Raw genomic sequence first — 16,992 nt, forward strand, 5'->3', positions numbered from 1 at the left:
CGCTCATTCTGACCAACGCACGAACTTGCATCGAACGCATGGGAAGGCAGCGCACTGATGAGACGGATCCGCCTGTTGGCTGCGATATCGGCCGGTCTGGCGCTGGCCGCCGGCGCCGTGGCCCCCGTACCCGCGCTGGCGGGCACACCGCGTCAAGACACCGTCGCGACCCCGTCGGACGGCGGCGCGGCGACGGTCGAGCTGATCACCGGTGACCGGGTGACCGTCACCCGGGCCGGGGACGGCCGCCAGGCGGCGTCCGTCACGCCGGGGCCGGGGAGAAAGGGCATCCTCTTCAGGACCTTCGAGCAGGACGGCCATGTGACGGTCCTTCCGTCCGACGCCGACGCCCTGGTGGCCGCCGGCCGCCTGGACCGGGACCTGTTCGACGTGACGGCGCTCCTCGCGCAGCGGTACGACACCGCGCACACCGACGCGCTGCCGCTCATCGTGGAGCGGACCGAGGGCGTGGCGGCCTCCTCCGTGAACTCCCTGACCGATCTGGCGCGGGACGCGTCGGTCCGCGAACTCGAGAGCATCGACGCGCGTGCCGTGCGGGTCGGCGACGCGGACCTCGGACGGTTCTGGAAGCAACTCGTCCCGGCCGGCGGGCAGCGCGCTAAGGCCGCCGCGACCACTCCGCGCGTGTGGCTGGACGGCCGGGTGGGCGCCTCCCTGGACCGCAGTACGGCCCAGATCGGTGCCCCTGAGGTGTGGTCGGCCGGCTACCGGGGCGATGGCGTCAAGGTCGCCGTGCTGGACACCGGCGCCGACCAGAGCCATCCCGACCTCGCCGGCCGGGTCGCGGCGGCCGAGGACTTCTCCGGCAGCTCCGGTACCAACGACGTCTTCGGGCACGGCACCCACGTCGCCTCCATCGTCGGCGGCAGCGGTGCCGCCTCCGGCGGGAGCAGGCAGGGTGTCGCGCCCGCCGCGCAGTTGCTCATCGGCAAGGTCCTCGGCGACGACGGCTTCGGCAGCGAGTCGCAGGTGATCGCGGGCATGGAGTGGGCGGCGGACCAGGGTGCCGACGTCGTCAACATGAGCCTCGGCTCCTCCGGGGCCACCGACGGCACCGACCCCATGAGCCAGGCGCTCAACGACCTCAGCCGGCGCACCGGCACGCTGTTCGTCGTCGCGGCCGGCAACGAGGGCGAGCAGGGGCCCCGCACCGTCGGCTCGCCCGGCGCCGCGGACGCCGCCCTCACCGTCGGGGCGGTGGACCGGGACGACTCGCTCGCCCCGTTCTCCAGCCGCGGCCCGCGACTCGGCGACGACGCGGTGAAGCCGGACGTCACGGCTCCCGGGGTCGGCATCGTGGCGGCACGCGCAGCCGGGTCGGCCATGGGCGACCCGGTCGACGAGCACTACACCGCCGCCTCGGGCACCTCGATGGCGACCCCGCACGTGGCGGGCGCCGCCGCGCTGCTCGCCCAGCGTCATCCCGACTGGTCCGGCGCCCGGTTGAAGGACGCGCTGATCAGCACCGCGGTCACGGTGGACGGCCCGAAGGTCACCGAACAGGGCGGCGGGCGGATCGACCTGCGCGCCGCGGGACTGGGCGCGGTGACCGCGACCGGCACGCTCGTCATGGGCCCGTTCACCTCGTCGGACACCGAGCCCGTGACCTCGAGGGTCAGGTACACCAACTCCTCGGACCAGGACGTCACGCTCTCGCTCGCGGTCGAGCTGGCCACGGAAGGGGGCAAGGCGCCGGCCGAGGGATCGGCGCGACTCGGCTCCGACTCCGTGCGCGTGCCCGCGGGCGCGTCGGCCGAGGTGCCGCTGACCGTGGATCCCGCCCGTGCCGGGCAGGGCAAGTTCTACGGATACGTCACCGCGACGACCGCCGACGGCTCGGTGGCCGCCCACACCACGCTGAGCCTCGTGGTGCACGGGCCGACGCACCGGATCACCGTGAAGACGATCGACAAGGACGGTAAGCAGGTCCAGGACCTGCCCACCATCTGGGGCACGGAGGGCTTCGTCGGCTACACCGACCCCGGCGCCGCCGTCGCCGAGGTCGAGGAGGGCGTCTACCAGCTCAACACCAGCTGGACCACGTCGGCCGAGGACGGCCAGGAGCTGCGCCACGTGGTGCTGCCGGAGGTGAAGGTCACCAAGGACATGACCGTCACCCTGGACGCCCGCGAGACGGTTCCGGTCGAGATCCGCACACCCCGCCCCGCGGAGCAGCGCGGGATCCTCAGCTACCAGACCTACCGTGAGATCGGGGGGCGCAGCCTGACGCAGGGCACGATGTACTTCGACATCGCCAAACGGCTCTACATCAGTCCGACGGCGAAGGTCACCGAGGGCACCTTCGAGTTCGCCTCCCGCTGGCAGCTCGTCGCCCCGCTCATCGAGGCGAAGGTGTCCCGCTCGCGGTTCGACCTGGGCGCCTACTACATGCCCGCGTCGCCGCTCTTCCCGGAGCGCGGCGCGACCCTGACCGCGGTGGACGCGGGTGACGCGGCGGACGCCGACTTCAGCCACGCCCGCGGCAAGGTCGCGGTGGTGGACAACCCGACGGGGGCCGGTGAGCGGGCCCTGGTCGAACGGGCGGCCGCGGCCGGGGTCCGCGCGGTGATCCTTGTCCACTTCAACGACACCGGCTGGACCCGCTGGCGGCCGACGGGCGACCGCAACGCCCTGCCCACCCTGCGGATCGGCAAGGGCACGGGCGCCGAGTTGCTCGCGCGCATCGCCCGGGGCTCGACCTCGGTGCGCTTCACCGGAACGGCACACAGCCCGTACCTGTACGACGTGATGCAGGTGTCCGAGCAGCAGGTGCCCCGCAAGGTCGTGCACACGGTGTCCGCGCGCAACAGCGCGGTCGTCCGCAGCACGTACGCCGACAACGGTGTCACGGGGTGGGCGAGCGAGCAGCGCTTCGGCTGGCGGCCGTACCAGGACACGGCCTGGCTGCAGTACACCCGGTTCGCGCCGCTCGGTTTCGAGCGCACCGAGTACGTGAGCGCGGGCGACACCACCTGGCAGCACCGGGTCCACCACACCACGACCTTCGACGTGGACCAGCCGCTGATCGCCGGCATGCGGGACGATCCGCGCACCTACCGGGCCGACGCACAGCCCCCGGAGACCTGGCAGGGTGCGGTGGTCCGGCCGTCGATCCCGGCCGGCACCGCGACACCGACCGTGCGGGACGGCAACGTACTGCGGCTGAGGGTCCCGGAGTTCACCGACTCGCAGGCCGGACACTGGTCGCCCACCTCCGGCGGTGACACCGCGAGCGCCGTGCTGTACCGGGACGGCGAGCGGGTCGACGGGGTCGGCAGCGCCTGGCAGAACGTGGCCGTGCCGGCCGAACGGGCACGCTACCGGCTGGACATGGAGACCGCACGCGACTCCGAGGCGTGGACGAGGGGCGTCGCCACCTCTACGTCCTGGTCCTTCGAGTCGGGCCGCACGGACGCCGCCACACCGCTGCCGCTGCTCCAACTGGACTACGACGTACCGGTCGACGTGCGCAATTCCGTACGCGGCACCCGGTCCCATCGCGTCGACGTACGGGTCCGCGCCCAGGACGGGCTGCCCGTGCCGCGTGGGGTGAGCGTCCGGGTCGAGGCGTCCTACGACGACGGACGCACCTGGTCGACGGCGCGCACCCGTGCGCACGGACACCAGTCCTTCCGGGCCTCGCTCACCCCGCCCGCCCACCGGGAGTCGTGGGTCACGCTCCGCGTGACGGCACGCGACTCGGCGGGGAACTCGGTACGGCAGACGGTGCAACGCGCCTACGCGGTACGCCGGTAGCGGTACCCGGGCAGCCGTCCGTCCGGCGCGGGTGTGCGGCCGGGGACGCCGTACACCCGCGCCGCGCCCTCCCCACCTGTGCAGTACGGTGTTCAACCGTCACGGCCCAGGATCCGGGGAGGGCGTTCGTGGTGCTGGAGATCGCGGGGCTGTCGCCCGACGAGGAGTCGGTGTACGCACTACTCGTGGCCTTCGGCCGGGCCGGCGCCGCCGACCTGGCGGAGCGCGCCGGCATGCCGGTCGAGCGGATGCACCACGTCCTGGAGTCGCTCACCGCGAAGGGACTCGCCAGCCCCACCGACGGCACGCCCCGGCTGCACCAGGCCGCTCCGCCCGATGTCGCCCTGCTGCCCCGGCTCAAACGCAGCGCCGAGGCGCTCGACCTGGCCCAGCACGAGGCGGCCCGGCTGATCGAGTCCTACCGGGACACCATGCGCAGGCGGGACGCGGGCCAGCTCCTGGAGGTGATTACCGGCGCCGAGGCGCTGCGCCAGCACCTGCGGCAGATCCAGACCAGTGTGCGGGAGGAGATGCTCTGGTTCTGCAAGGCCCAGTACGTGGCCATGCCCTCGGGCAGCAACACCGAGGAGTTCGAGGCGCTGGCCCGCGGCGTGCGCTACCGGGTGCTGTACGAGAAGGCGTTCTTCGACGACGAGGGCGCGGTCGACAACGTCGTGGCGGGAGTGCGGGCCGGTGAGGTCGCCCGTGCGGTACCGCAGTTGCCGCTGCGGCTGGCGATCGCGGACCGCGCGGTGGCCGTCTTCCCCCTCGTCGCCGGCGGACCGCACGGCAGTCCGGAGGAACCGACGACGGCACTGGTCAGGGACAGCAATCTGCTGGCGGCCCTGGTGGCGCTCTTCGAGCGGTACTGGGAGGACGCCGTCCCGCTGGACGTCGACGACACCGGTGAACTGTCCGGAACCGACGGGCCCGCGGCGCCCGACGCGCTGGCCCCCACCGACCGCAGGCTGCTCTCCCTGCTGGTGGCGGGAGTCGCCGACAAGGCGATCGCCTCCCAGATGCAGCTGAGCCGCCGGACGGTCCAGCGGCGTATCCAGGGCATGATGGAGCGCGCCAACGCGGCGACGCGTATGCAGCTCGCCTGGCAGGCGGCGCGGCGGGGATGGTTGTGACGGGCGGAGGCATCGGGCCGAGGCACGGGCGACGGGACACCGTGGACAGTCACCGACCCGCTGTGATGTGATCCCTGCGGCGGCGTCTTCCCCCCAGCCGCTCGTACCGCCCGCGGCCCGCCCCGCCTCGTCACGACGAGCAGACGGGTCCGTCCCCCAGGCCCGAAAGTTCCGTACACATGCAGAAGACCAAGGCCGCACTCTGGGAATTCCTCCAGGGGCTCGGCAAGACGTTCATGCTCCCGGTGGCCCTGCTCGCGTTCTGCGGCATCATGCTGGGCATCGGGTCCTCGCTGTCCAGCGAGGCGGTCACTGACAACGTTGCCTTCCTGAAGGGCGAGGGCTTCCACGTCGTCTTCACCTGGATGGCCAACACCGGTCTGGTCGCCTTCACGTTCCTGCCCGTCCTCTTCGCGATGGCCATTCCGCTCGGTCTGGCCCGGGAGGACAAGGGCGTGGCCGCGTTCTCCGGCTTCGTCGGCTACGTCGCCATGAACCTCGCGGTGAACTTCTACCTCACCGCCAAGGGCGTCGACTTCGAGGACGAGAAGGCGATCGAGCACTACGGCATAGCCGACGTGCTGGGTGTGCAGTCGATCGACACGGGACTGCTCGGCGCCGTGGCCGTTGGCATCGTTGTCAGCCTGCTCCACCGGCGCTTCCGCACCCAGCGGATGCCCGACGCGCTCGCCTTCTTCGGCGGGCTGCGCTTCGTCCCGATCGTCTCCGCCCTGGTCCTGAGCGTGCTCGGCCTGCTCATCCCGCTGGTGTGGCCCACCTTCAACGGCTGGATCAACGCGGTGGGCCGGGGCATCGGGCACACGGGCGTCTTCGGACCGTTCTTCTTCGGCATGGGCGAGGTGTTGCTGCGCCCGATCGGCCTGCACCACATCCTCGTCGCCATGTTCCGCTTCACGGACGTCGGCGGCTCGGGCACCGTGTGCGGCGACCACGTCTCCGGTGCGCTGAACCTGTTCTACGCCCAGCTGGACTGCTCGGCGGCACCCAACTCGGCCGTCACCGACGCCACGCACTTCCTCTCCCAGGGCAAGATGGCGGCCTACCTGGGCGGTCTGCCGGGCGCCGCACTCGCGATGTACCACTGCGCCAGGCGCCGGATGCGTCCGGAGATCAAGGCGCTGCTCGTGTCCGGCGTGGTGGCCTGCGTGGTCGGCGGCATCACGGAGCCGCTGGAGTTCCTGTTCCTCTTCGTCGCCCCGTGGCTGTACCTCATCCACGCGGTCCTGGTGGGACTGGGCTTCCTCACGGCGGCCGTGCTCGGCGTCTTCATCGGCAACACCGACGGCAACGTCATCGACTGGCTGGTCTTCGGTGTGCTCCAGGGCTCGACGACCAAGTGGTATCTGGTGCCGGTGATCGCGGCGGTGTGGTTCGCCGCGTACTACTTCCTGTTCCGCTGGGCCATCACGCGCTTCGACCTCAAGACGCCCGGCCGGGAGGACCCGCCGGCCGACGACGGGCACGACGCGGCGCACAGCGAGGGGCACGACGAGGCGCACGACGGGGAACGGGACGAGGTCGAGGGCGGGCAGGCGCCGGAGCAGGTGCGCGAGCTGGTCGCGGGGAAGTACGACGCCGTCGCCATGCTCGACGCGATCGGCGGCGCGGGCAACATCCAGTCCCTGGACAACTGCATCACGCGTCTGCGCATGACGGTGGCGGACGCCGAACGGGTCGACGAGGCACGGCTGAAGAAGCTGGGGGCCGTGGGCGTCATCAAGCTCGACGGGCACAACGTGCAGGTCATCATCGGCCCGCAGGTCCAGTCCGTGAAGGACGCCATCGCGACGATGCTCCCGGTGGGCCGACCGTGACCCCGCACTCGTCCCCGGCTGCCCCGATTCCCGGGCCCGCGTCCGCGCCGTACGACTTCGACACACCGGTGGACCGGCGCGGCACCTGGTGCACGCAGTGGGACTACGTCCAGGACCGTTTCGGCGTGCCGGACCTGCTGCCGTTCACCATCTCCGACATGGACTTCGAGACCGCTCCCGAGGTGCTGGCGGCGCTGCGCGGGCGTCTGGACCACGGGGTGCTCGGCTACTCGCGCTGGCGCCAGGACGACTTCCTGTCCGCGATCGTCCACTGGTACGCGTCGCGGCACGACACGGACGTGGATCCGGGGTCGATCGTCTACGCGCCGTCCGTCGTCTACCAGGTCTCCCGGTTGCTGCACCTGTGGTCGCGGCCGGGCGACGGGGTGGTCGCCCACACCCCGATGTACGACGCGTTCCCCAAGACCGTGTCGGCGGGCGGCCGACGGCTCCTGGAATGCCCCCTGGACGACTGGGCGGAACTGGAGCGGCTGTTGGCGCTGCCCGACACGGCCGTGCTGCTGCTGTGCTCGCCGCACAACCCGACGGGCAGGGTGTGGTCGGCCGGTGAACTGGACCGGATGGCCCGGCTGTGCGCACGGCACGGCGTCGCGGTCGTCAGCGACGAGATCCACTCCGACCTGGCGTACGCCCCGAACGTCCACCGCCCGTGGGTCAGGCACGGCCGCGACGGCCGCTGGGCCGTGGTCACTTCGGCGTCCAAGTCCTTCAACATCCCCGCGCTCACAGGCAGTTACGGCATCATTGGCGACCCCGCATCGCGCGACGCCTACCTGCGCCATCTCAAGGACGCGGACGGGCTCTCCTCCCCCGCGGTGCTGTCGCTGGTCGGTCACATCGCCGCCTACCGCGAGGGGGCGCCCTGGCTGGACGCGCTGCGCGGGTATCTGGCGGGCAACCTCGCGATGGTCGCCGATCGTCTCCACGAGGCGTTCCCGCGGCTCGGCTGGCAGCCCCCGCAGGCGGGTTACCTGGCCTGGATCGACCTGCGGCCGCTGGGCGTCGACGACCAGGAGCTGCAACGGGAGCTGGTGGAGACCGAGAAGGTGGCCGTCATGCCGGGCGCCGCCTACGGTTCCCCGGGACGGGTCCGGCTCAACGTCGGCTGTCCCCGCTCCAAGGCGCGGTCGGGTGTCGAGGCGCTGGTCCGGTCGCTGCGACGGCTCGGCGGCACGGAGGGGTCATGAGTACCGCGGGCTGACGCCCCTCCCCCGTGTTGCAGGCGCGCCGGGCCCGGCGGAGACTGGCCGTGAGCGACCGCGGCCGGAGAGGGCCTGGACGATGGGCGAGTACGCGGACCTTCGCGGGGTCAGGACCTGGTACGAGACCGAGGGGACCGGCGAGCCGCTGGTCCTGCTGCACGGCGGTCTGTGCACCAACGACACCTGGGGAGCGCAGCGCCCCGATCTCGCCGCCGGGTACCGCGTCTTCCTGCCCGAGCGGCGCGCGCACGGCCACACCCCGGACGTGGCGGGTCCGCTCACCTACCGGGACATGGCCGAGGACACCGTGGCGTTCGTCGAGACCGTCGTGGGCGGCCCCGCACACCTGGTCGGCTGGAGCGACGGCGGGGTCGTCGCGCTGCTCGTCGCCGTCGCCCGGCCCGACCTGGTACGCGGGATCGTGGTGATCGGGGCCAACTTCCGGCCCGCGACCGAGTGCTTCGTCGATCCCGGCATGCTCGACGCGATGACGCCCGAGGGACCGGACCTGGCGTTCTTCCGCGAGCTGTACGAGGCCGTCTCGCCGGACGGCGCGGACCACTGGCCGGTGGCGGCGGCGAAGGTGCTCGACATGTGGCGCACCCAGCCGACGCTCAGCACGAACGAGCTGGCCCGCGTCCAGGCGCCCACCCTCGTGATGTCCGGCGACGACGACCTGATGACGCTGGAGCACACGACCGCCCTGTACCGCGCCGTCCCCGGTGCCCAACTCGCCGTCGTGCCCGGCGCCTCCCATCTGGTGCCGCTGGAGAAGGCGGCCCTGGTCAACGGGCTGATCCGGGACCACCTCACCCAGGGCGAGGTCGAGACGATGCTGCCGGTCAGGCGGGCGCACCCGCGCAGCGGGTGACGCGGCGTCGGGGGCGCGGGGCCAACGGATCCAGCGTCAGCGGCGCGCGGCCACCGGAGCCAACGGATCCAGCGCCAGGGCCGCGAAGGTCGCCAGCCAGTGGTCGGTGGTGAAGTCGCCGCGCTCGACCGCCGGCAGACCCGCCGTGAGGTGCGCCCCGGCCGCCTCTCCCAGGCGGGTGCGGACCGGGCCCTCGGGCAGGGCGTCGGCGAGCGAGCGCAGCGCGGCTGCCCTGCTGAGCGTCAGGCCGAGCAGGTGGCCGATCTGCGGGTCGGCGTGGTCGGAGACGACCGGCACCTCCAGCAGGGCGCAGGGGGCACCGGCCGCGAGGCCGGGCAGGAAGCGGTCGAGCCACCGCGCCAGCCGCTCCGGTGCGAGGACCCTGCGCATCGCGTCGGCCTCGGTGAGCGCCGGGGACAGGAAGTCCTGCCCGGACGGCTCCCAGTGGGCGGGTGCGTCGTGGTCGTCGGCGAACCAGCTCAGCAGGCGTTCCCGCACGGCTCGCTCGGTCCCGGCCGACAGTTCCCCCGAGTCGAGTGCGAGGCCCAGCGCGAAGGCGCTGTTGGGGTGGTTGCCGTGGCGCACGGGATAGGTGGCCTTGGGCAGCCAGTCGGCCAGCAGCCCGTCGACGGCGTCCACCGCCGGCCGCAGTGCCCCGGCCCAGCGCTCGCCCTCCGGGCCACCGTGCGCCCGGCACTCGGCGGCGAGTGCGAGCAGCCACGCCCAGCCGTAGGGGCGCTCGAAGGACGGGCGGTCGCGCAGGTAGGCGGCCTCGGTGGCGAGGTTGTCGGGGGTGAGGTGCCCGTCGAGCACGGCGACGGCGGCCGCGGCGTCCGGCAGGGCGGGGGTGCCGCCGTGGCGGCGCAGCAGGCGGACGAGCAGCCAGTGCATGTGCACCGAGGAGTGCCAGTCGTAGGCGCCGTAGAAGGCGGGGTGCAGGGAGCGCGGTGCGAGGTGCTCGTCGGCGGAAGTGATCAGGTGGGCGGGGAAGTTGGGGTACTCGCGGGTGATGTTCGCCAGGGCGAGCTGGGCGAAGGGGGCCGCGTGGGCGCTGAGCGGCATCAGTGGGTGGCTCCTTCGGTGACCTTGAGGTCCTGCTCGGCGGGGGTGCGGGCGGCGGTGGCCAGCAGGGCGCGCAGGCCGTGGGCGACGGTGGCGGGCGGGAGGGCGGGCGCGGTGCCGTCGGGCACCTGCTCCGGCGCCCAGGGCACGTGCGCGAAGCCGCCGCGTATGTGCGGGAACTCGGTGGCGATGAGGTGGCCGAGGCCGTAGGCCACGTGGTTGCAGACGAAGGTGCCGGCCGTGTTGGAGACGGCGGCCGGGACCCCGGCCTCGCGCATCGCGGCGACGCACGCCTTGACGGGGAGGGTGGAGAAGTAGGCGGCGGGGCCGTCCGGGACCACCGGTTCGTCGATGGGTTGTCGGCCTGCGTTGTCGGGGATGCGCGCGTCGTCGACGTTGATGCCGACCCGCTCCACGGTGACGCCCGGGCGTCCGCCCGCCTGCCCCAGGCAGAGCACCAGGTCGGGGTTCTCGGCCCGGACGGCGTCGCGCAGGGCGTCGAGGGCCTTGCCGAAGACGCAGGGCAGTTCGGCCGCGGTGACCGTGAGCCCGGCGGGCGGCTCGGCGGCCACCAGGGAGGCCGCCTGCCAGGACGGGTTCACGCGCTCTCCGCCGAAGGGGGCGAAGCCGGTGATGAGGACACGGGTCATGGGCGTTCCTTGCCGTGCGGGTCGGGCGGGGATCAGGGGGCGGGTACCGGGCAGCGTGCGTCAGAAGGCGAAGAGCGCCATGATCACGGTGCAGCAGCCGAGCAGGGCGATGCCCGTCGGCAGCTGAGCCTTGATCGGCCCGTACTGGTCCTTCAGTTCGAGCAGGGTGGCCGGGACGATGTTGAAGTTCGCGGCCATCGGTGTGCACAGGGTGCCGGCGAAACCGGCCAGCATGCCGATCGCGAGGACGGCGGGCTCGTTGCCGTGCATCTGCTGGATGAGTACGGGCCAGCCGATCGCCGCGGTCATCACCGGGAAGGCCGCGAAGGCGTTGCCCATGATGACGGTGAACAGGAACATGCCGACGCAGTAGGCGAGCACGGCCAGGTACTTGGAGTCGTCGGGGAGGACCTTGTTCATGATGTCGCCGACCTGGTCGCCCACCCCGGCGGCGGCGAAGATCGAGCCGAGCACGGCGAGGAGCTGGGGCAGCAGCAGGGCGGAGCCCATCGCCTCCAGCATGGAGCGGCCGGAGTGGATCGGGACGGAGACCTTCTTCTCGCCGGTGACGAGCATGCCGACGACGAGTGCGGCGATGCAGCCGAGGCCGAGCCCGAGGAGGGTGGCCTTGCCCGACTCGAAGAGTCCGGACTCGTCGAGCACGGAGGCGCAGACGATGGCGACCAGCGGGATGGTCAGCGCGGGAATGAAGATCTTGTTGCCGAGCCGGGCGGCCGCGGCCTCGCGCTGTTCGCCTGTGGTGGTGACCGGGACGCCCTTGCCGAGGAAGTTGAAGCCGGCCAGCACGATCAGGGCGAGGACGGCGACGCCGAGCGGTTCGGCGGGCAGGGTCCAGCCGCCGTTGCCGGCGGTGGCGTTGGCCACGCCGGTGCCGTAGGGGAAGGTGAGTCCGAGCAGGCCCCAGAAGGCGGCGGACGTCCACCGCTTGGGGTTGCTGCGGTCGGTGGCCATCTGCACGGCCATCACGACGAAGACGAGGCCTATCAGCCAGTACAGCCATTCGACCTTGATCACTTGTCGGCCCCCTCGGGAAGCGGCAGGTCGTGCTCGGCGGCGGCCTGCGCCATCTCGCGTTCGAGCTGCTTGTCCATGAGCAGCAGCCGGGCACCGTGGATGAGGAAGGCGCAGACGGCGAGCGGGATCGCCCACAGGGCGAGCTGGGTCGGCTCGATGTCCTGGTGGTAGGTCGAGTTCACGAAGCCGGTGATCAGCAGGATCGAGCCGATCGCGATGAAGCAGTCCTCGCCGAAGAAGACGCCCACGGTGTCGGCCGAGGCCGAGTACGAGCGCACCTTCTCGCGCAGCCTGTCGGGCAGCTTGGCCCCGGTGGAGCGTTCGGCGGCGGCCTCGGCCATCGGGGCCACCAGGGGCCGCACCGTCTGTGCCGGGCCGCCGATGCTGTTCAGGCCGAAGGCCGCGGTGACCTGCCGGACCAGCAGGTAGACGGTGAGGAACCGGCCGGCGCTGAGCTTGCCCAGGCGGCCGATGAGATTGCGGGCCTGCTCGCGCAGGCCGTAGCGCTCGAGCAGCCCGATCACGGGGAGCACGATGGCGTAGACGGTGACCGAGCGGCTGTCGGCGAAGGACCGGCCGAAGGCCGCGAGGACCTCCAGCGGGTTCATCTTGCCGAGCAGTCCGGTGACGATACCGGCGACGCCCACCACGAGGACGGGGTTGCGGCGCGTGACGAATCCGAGGATCACCACGACCACACCGAGGAGAACGATCATTCGGTGGCCTTCTTCAGGCATGAGGGGGCAGGGCACGGATCCGGAGCTTCGGAACGTGACTCATCGGTCCCGGGGACCATAGCTCCAGATGCGTGGCAGATGCACGGACACTAGCGATCGTTGAACGATCTAACAAGGGGTGAATTCTCTCGCCCCCGGAAGCGGACACGCGGACGTCCCTTGTCGGATCGTTCAACGATCGTCTACTTTCAAGGTGTGATCGACCTCAACGCAGATCTCGGTGAAGGCTTCGGCCGCTGGACCCTCACCGACGACGACGCCCTGCTCTCCGTCGTCACCAGCGCCAACGTCGCCTGCGGCTTCCACGCGGGCGACCCGTCGGTGATGCGCCGCGTCTGCGACCTCGCCGCCGAGCGCGGGGTGCGGATCGGGGCGCAGGTGTCCTACCGCGACCTGGCGGGCTTCGGCCGGCGTGCCATGGACGTGCCCGCCGAGGAACTGGCGGCGGAGGTGGCGTACCAGATCGGCGCGCTCCGGGTCTTCGCCGAGGCCGCCGGGGCGCGAGTGGCCTATGTGAAGCCGCACGGCGCGCTCTACAACCGCACCGTCCACGACGCCGAGCAGGCCCGTGCCGTCGTCGCCGGGGTACGGCTGGCGGGCGGTGCGCTGCCCGTGCTCGGGCTCCCCGGCTCGCTGCTGCTGGCCGCCGCCGCGGACGCGGGGCTCACCGGCGTCCCGGAGGCCTTCGCGGACCGGGCCTACACCGCGCGGGGCACCCTGGTCCCCCGCCGCGAGGCGGGCTCGGTGGTGACGGACGAGGACGCGGTGGTACGCCGTGCGGTCGCGTTCGCCGTGGAGGGCTCCGTCGAGGCCGTGGACGGCACGACGGTCGCGGTGGCCGCCCGCTCCCTGTGCGTGCACGGCGACACCCCGAACGCCGCCCGGATCGCAGCCCGGGTGCGCGAGGCGCTGGAGGGGTCCGGGGTCGGGATCGGGGCGTTCGCATGACGGCCCACGGCACGGCGCACACCGGCGGGCGCACCGGGGCGCTCACGGCTCGCCCCGCCGGTCGCCACGCCCTGCTCGTCGAGTTGCCCGACGCCGAGCGCACCGCCGCCTTCCACGCCGAGGTGCTGCGCCGGCGCGCTGCCGGGGCCCTCCCTCCGGTCGAGGAGATCGTGCCGGGGGCCCGGACCGTGCTGCTGGACGGGGTGCCGGACCCGGAGGCGCTGGCCCGCCGGATCGCCGGCTGGGAGGTGCCGCCGGTCACGGACGACACCGGGGACGTGGTGGAGATCCCGGTGCGCTACGACGGCCCGGACCTGGCGGACGTGGCGGCCCTGTGGGGGGTCGGGCCCGGGGAGGTCGGCGCCCTGCACGGGTCGCACACCTACCGGGTGGCGTTCTGCGGGTTCGCGCCCGGGTTCGGCTACCTCACCGGACTCCCCCCTCACCTGCACGTCCCCCGCCGGTCCACGCCCAGGACCCGGGTCCCGGCCGGTGCGGTGGCCCTCGCCGGCCCCTACAGCGCGGTCTACCCCCGCGCCACCCCGGGCGGCTGGCAGCTGATCGGCACGATGCCCGACCCGCGACCGCTGTGGGACCCGGCGCGGGAGCGGGCGGCGCTCCTCACACCGGGGACCCGGGTGCGGTTTGTCACAGCGGGCGACGCGACGGCAGCGGGGACGACGACAGGCGGCGCGGCGGCCGTGGCGGACACGACGACCGGGGCCAACACGACGACCGGCGGCACCGCGGCCGCCGGGGCCGGGCCGGAGGCCGGGGCATGACTACCAAGCTCACGGCCGTGCGCTCCGGGGCACTCACCACCGTGCAGGACGCGGGCCGGCCCGGCCACGCCCACCTGGGCGTGCCCCGCTCCGGCGCGCTGGACGCACCCGCGATGCGACTGGCCAACCGCCTCCTCGGCAACGCTTCGGACGCCGCCGTCCTGGAGACGACGCTCACCGGCTGCGCCCTGCGGCCGGACCAGGACGTCACCGTCGTGGTCGGCGGTGCGCCCTGCCCGGTGACGGTCGACGGCAGACCGGCCGCCTGGGGCGCCCCGGTGCGGGTGCCGGCGGGCTCGGTCCTGGACGTGGGGGCGGCCACCGCGGGCGTCCGCTCGTACGTGGCCGTCGCGGGCGGCGTCGCCGCCGAACCCGTCCTGGGCAGCCGCTCGACGGACCTGCTGTCGGGCCTGGGCCCGGCGCCCCTGCGCGACGGGGACGTCGTCGCGGTCGGCACCCCCGCGGGGCCGGTGCCGGCGCCGGTCGCCGCACCCTGGGCCGGACCGCCCGCCGAACTGGTCCTGCCGGTACGGCCGGGCCCCCGCGCCGACTGGTTCACCGCGGCCGCGCTGCGCACGTTCACCTCGGCCGCCTACCGTGTGTCCCCGCACAGCAACCGCATCGGCCTGCGCACCGAGGGACCGCCGCTGGAACGCGCGGCGGCGGGCGAACTGCCGAGCGAGGGCATGGTCCTGGGCGCCGTGCAGGTACCGCCGGACGGACGTCCGGTGCTCTTCCTGCACGACCACCCGACGACGGGCGGCTACCCGGTCGTCGCGGTCGTCCCGGAACCGGCCCTGGCGGCGGCGGCCCAGGCCGCCGCCGGAACGCCGGTGCGCTTCACGCCCGCCTGACGACCGCCCAGCCGACGGCCGCACCGACCGCGTACCAGAACAGGTCCGGTGCGTTGAAGGTGGTCCCCAGGACCAGACGCGCCGCCGTGCTCCGCCGGGCGAGGTGCGCCGGTACGTCGGTGAGCTGGAGCAACTCCACGCCCCAGCTCACCGCCAGGGCCACCGCGGCGGCCTTCGCCGGTGCCGTCCGCGGCGCGGCCACGAGGACGAGGGCGAACAGCAGCAGGGTGTACAGCGCGTCTCCGCCGTACTTGGCCACCTCCCCCACCGCCACGGACCTGAGCGCGAGTCCGGCACCGACGATCACCACCGCGGCCACCGCGGCCGCGAGGCGCCGGCGCGCCGGGATTCGCCGGGTCGCCGGACCGGCGACCTCGGTGGAGGAGGAAGTCATGCGTCCATTGTGCGGTCGGCCCCGGCGCCGACGCGCCGGTGGAGCGGGCCCGCCGACGCACGTAGGGCCGACCCCGCGCCGCCCGAGGTCAGCAGGTGGGGACGCCCGGGAGCCAGGCGTCGGCCACGTCGATGAAGATGTTGGAGACGTAACCGCCGTAGTCGGGCAGGTAGGACCAGGCGTCGTTGCTGTAGCCGTCGTAGGTCACGAGCTGGCCGTGGACCTGGCAGCGCACCCGTACGGTCGTGGGCCCGGGCAGGCTCGCCACGCGCGTGGACGCGGTCGTCGCCTGTTGCCGCACGCTCACGTCGGTGCCCCAGGTCGGGAAGGACGTGGTGTCGCCGCCGCCCTCGGTCCACAGGTAGGTGACGGTCACCCAGCCGTTGTCGTTCAGGCCGACGTTGTAGAAGGTGCCGTCGGCGAGGTCGATGCCGGCCGGGTTGGCGACCTGCCGGCCGAACTCGTCGCGTCCGCCGTTGTAGCCGTCCTCGTAGGCGGCCTGCGCCTCGGGAAGACCTTGCGGAAGGTCCTTCCACTGTTCGCGCACCGACGAGGGGTTCCAGTGGTCGTCGTGCGTGTTCCACGGGCCGACGTCCCACACCGGCGCCGTCTCGCAGCGGGCGGGCCCGCACACCTGCACCGAGTACTGGCCGCTGCCGTTCGGCGACAGGGCACGGCGGGAGGGCAGCGCCACGAAGTGGTCGTTGGCCTGGATGACGTGACCGTTGGCGGTGGTGTGCCCGACGAGGCCCTCGCGGGTGGCGTAGACGCGGGCGGAGAAGGCGGCGGCCCTGGTCGTCGGTGCGGGGTCGGCGGGGGCGGTGCCCGTGTCGTCTGCCGTCAGGGTCACCGCCCGTACGGCCGCGGTGGGTTCGCCCTTGGCGTTCCACAAAGTGAGCCGGGCCTGGACGTCGACGACGTCCCGGGGCAGCTGGGCCGGGGCTCCGGCCGCCGCCCGCCGCCACTCGGTCCAGGTGCCGTCGGCCGCGCGGCCGCGCACCTCGACCTCGACGCTCGCCTCGTCGGGCACCGTCGCGTCGACGTCCACGGCGACCCGGTTCACGGGCCGGTCCACGTGGTGCGGGTCCAGGACGGCGGAGGCGTAGCCGCGGTCCCGGCCGAGGGAGGCGGGACTGACGGAGCCGTCCCGTACCCGCAGGGCGCCCGCGTCGTACCGGACGTTGACGTCGTCGGCACCGGTCCGGGACAGGTCCGCGCGCCAGGACACCGGAGCGGGCGGGACGGCGGCGTCGGCGGCCGGGGCGGGCGCGGCGCCGAGGGCCGTACCGGCGAGGGCGAGCAGGCACACCGTGCCGGTCAGGGCGCGGGTGGTACGCGGTCTGCGGCGCGGGGCCGAGCCGCGGTGCCGGGGGAAAGAGGTCAGCATGTGGGCACTCCTGGGAGCCGGGCGTCGTCGACGTCGATGAAGATGCGGGAGGCATGGCCACCGTGGTCGGGCGGGTACGACCAGGCACCGTTGCTGTAGCCGTCGTACTCGACGAGACCGCCGTGGACCCGCCGGGCCACGCGGACGGGGGCCGGTCCGGGCGGGCTCGCCACCCGAGCGGAGTCGGTCGTCGACTGCTGACGGGCACTCACATCAGTACTCCGGGTTCAGTGCTCCGGCTGGGGAACGGTGAGCCAGTGGTCCTCCGTCGCCCTCAGGGGAAACGGCCAAAGTGGAGGATGGC

The 16,992-nt window shown here is 73.1% G+C and carries 15 protein-coding genes; 8 read left to right on the forward strand and 7 right to left on the reverse strand.

Going from position 1 to position 16,992, the window contains the following annotated elements:
* Window positions 1-57 precede the first annotated feature (57 nt).
* The 5 genes from IE258_RS13215 to IE258_RS13235 all read left to right on the forward strand — a co-directional run bounded on the left by IE258_RS13215 (window position 58) and on the right by IE258_RS13235 (window position 8,839).
* Window positions 58-3,777 (forward strand): S8 family serine peptidase, encoded by a 3,720-nt coding sequence (locus tag IE258_RS13215; protein ID WP_189743052.1) that lies wholly within the window; start codon window positions 58-60, stop codon window positions 3,775-3,777.
* 128 nt (window positions 3,778-3,905) lie between these two features.
* Window positions 3,906-4,910 carry a helix-turn-helix domain-containing protein gene (locus IE258_RS13220; RefSeq protein WP_189743053.1) on the forward strand — a complete coding sequence of 335 codons (1,005 nt, stop codon included), beginning with the start codon at window positions 3,906-3,908 and terminating at the stop codon, window positions 4,908-4,910.
* A gap of 179 nt (window positions 4,911-5,089) precedes the next feature.
* Window positions 5,090-6,745, forward strand: a complete 1,656-nt coding sequence (gene malX / locus IE258_RS13225) for a maltose/glucose-specific PTS transporter subunit IIBC (protein ID WP_189743056.1) — start codon at window positions 5,090-5,092, stop codon at window positions 6,743-6,745.
* The gene (locus tag IE258_RS13230; protein ID WP_189743057.1) at window positions 6,742-7,953 is read left to right on the forward strand and encodes a MalY/PatB family protein; all 1,212 of its coding nucleotides are present in this window, start codon (window positions 6,742-6,744) and stop codon (window positions 7,951-7,953) included. Before malX ends, IE258_RS13230 begins: the two co-directional genes overlap by 4 nt.
* 94 nt (window positions 7,954-8,047) lie before the next feature.
* Window positions 8,048-8,839, forward strand: coding sequence for an alpha/beta fold hydrolase (locus tag IE258_RS13235; protein WP_189743059.1), 792 nt, complete (start codon window positions 8,048-8,050; stop codon window positions 8,837-8,839).
* Between the two features lie 36 nt (window positions 8,840-8,875).
* On the opposite strand, the gene IE258_RS13240 is transcribed toward IE258_RS13235, so the two are convergent.
* Genes IE258_RS13240 through IE258_RS13255 form a run of 4 tightly spaced genes read right to left on the reverse strand, consistent with a single transcriptional unit; the run spans window position 8,876 to window position 12,302 of the window.
* The gene (locus IE258_RS13240; RefSeq protein ID WP_189743061.1) at window positions 8,876-9,901 is read right to left on the reverse strand and encodes a DUF2891 domain-containing protein; all 1,026 of its coding nucleotides are present in this window, start codon (window positions 9,899-9,901) and stop codon (window positions 8,876-8,878) included.
* Window positions 9,901-10,551, reverse strand: a complete 651-nt coding sequence (gene pcp, locus IE258_RS13245) for a pyroglutamyl-peptidase I (protein ID WP_189743063.1) — start codon at window positions 10,549-10,551, stop codon at window positions 9,901-9,903. Before pcp ends, IE258_RS13240 begins: the two co-directional genes overlap by 1 nt.
* Before the next feature lie 60 nt (window positions 10,552-10,611).
* Window positions 10,612-11,586 (reverse strand): DUF979 domain-containing protein, encoded by a 975-nt coding sequence (locus IE258_RS13250; protein WP_127892077.1) that lies wholly within the window; start codon window positions 11,584-11,586, stop codon window positions 10,612-10,614.
* Window positions 11,583-12,302 (reverse strand): DUF969 domain-containing protein, encoded by a 720-nt coding sequence (locus IE258_RS13255; RefSeq protein ID WP_159323643.1) that lies wholly within the window; start codon window positions 12,300-12,302, stop codon window positions 11,583-11,585. The genes IE258_RS13250 and IE258_RS13255 overlap by 4 nt, the downstream gene beginning before the upstream one ends.
* 216 nt (window positions 12,303-12,518) lie before the next feature.
* Here IE258_RS13255 and IE258_RS13260 point away from each other — a divergent pair, with 216 nt between their 5' ends.
* The 3 genes from IE258_RS13260 to IE258_RS13270 are packed head-to-tail and all read left to right on the forward strand — an operon-like array spanning window position 12,519 to window position 14,907.
* Window positions 12,519-13,271: a LamB/YcsF family protein gene (locus tag IE258_RS13260; protein ID WP_159323644.1), complete on the forward strand. Its 753-nt coding sequence runs from the start codon at window positions 12,519-12,521 to the stop codon at window positions 13,269-13,271.
* Window positions 13,268-14,053, forward strand: coding sequence for a 5-oxoprolinase subunit B family protein (locus tag IE258_RS13265; protein WP_229892091.1), 786 nt, complete (start codon window positions 13,268-13,270; stop codon window positions 14,051-14,053). Before IE258_RS13260 ends, IE258_RS13265 begins: the two co-directional genes overlap by 4 nt.
* Window positions 14,050-14,907 carry a 5-oxoprolinase subunit C family protein gene (locus IE258_RS13270; protein WP_189743066.1) on the forward strand — a complete coding sequence of 286 codons (858 nt, stop codon included), beginning with the start codon at window positions 14,050-14,052 and terminating at the stop codon, window positions 14,905-14,907. Before IE258_RS13265 ends, IE258_RS13270 begins: the two co-directional genes overlap by 4 nt.
* Here the strand turns inward: IE258_RS13270 and IE258_RS13275 are convergent.
* The 3 genes from IE258_RS13275 to IE258_RS13285 all read right to left on the reverse strand — a co-directional run bounded on the left by IE258_RS13275 (window position 14,894) and on the right by IE258_RS13285 (window position 16,900).
* Window positions 14,894-15,301, reverse strand: coding sequence for a ribosomal maturation YjgA family protein (locus IE258_RS13275; protein ID WP_189743068.1), 408 nt, complete (start codon window positions 15,299-15,301; stop codon window positions 14,894-14,896). The genes IE258_RS13270 and IE258_RS13275 overlap by 14 nt on opposite strands.
* Before the next feature lie 88 nt (window positions 15,302-15,389).
* Entirely contained in the window at window positions 15,390-16,688 is a 1,299-nt protein-coding gene (locus tag IE258_RS13280; RefSeq protein ID WP_189743070.1) for a DUF8814 domain-containing protein, read from the reverse strand.
* Complete coding sequence (locus IE258_RS13285) at window positions 16,682-16,900, reverse strand: hypothetical protein (RefSeq protein ID WP_229892094.1); 219 nt, start codon at window positions 16,898-16,900, stop codon at window positions 16,682-16,684. Before IE258_RS13285 ends, IE258_RS13280 begins: the two co-directional genes overlap by 7 nt.
* Window positions 16,901-16,992 lie beyond the last annotated feature (92 nt).

This window comes from Streptomyces tendae (assembly GCF_014650435.1).
GTDB classification, from domain to species: Bacteria; Actinomycetota; Actinomycetes; order Streptomycetales; family Streptomycetaceae; genus Streptomyces; species Streptomyces tendae.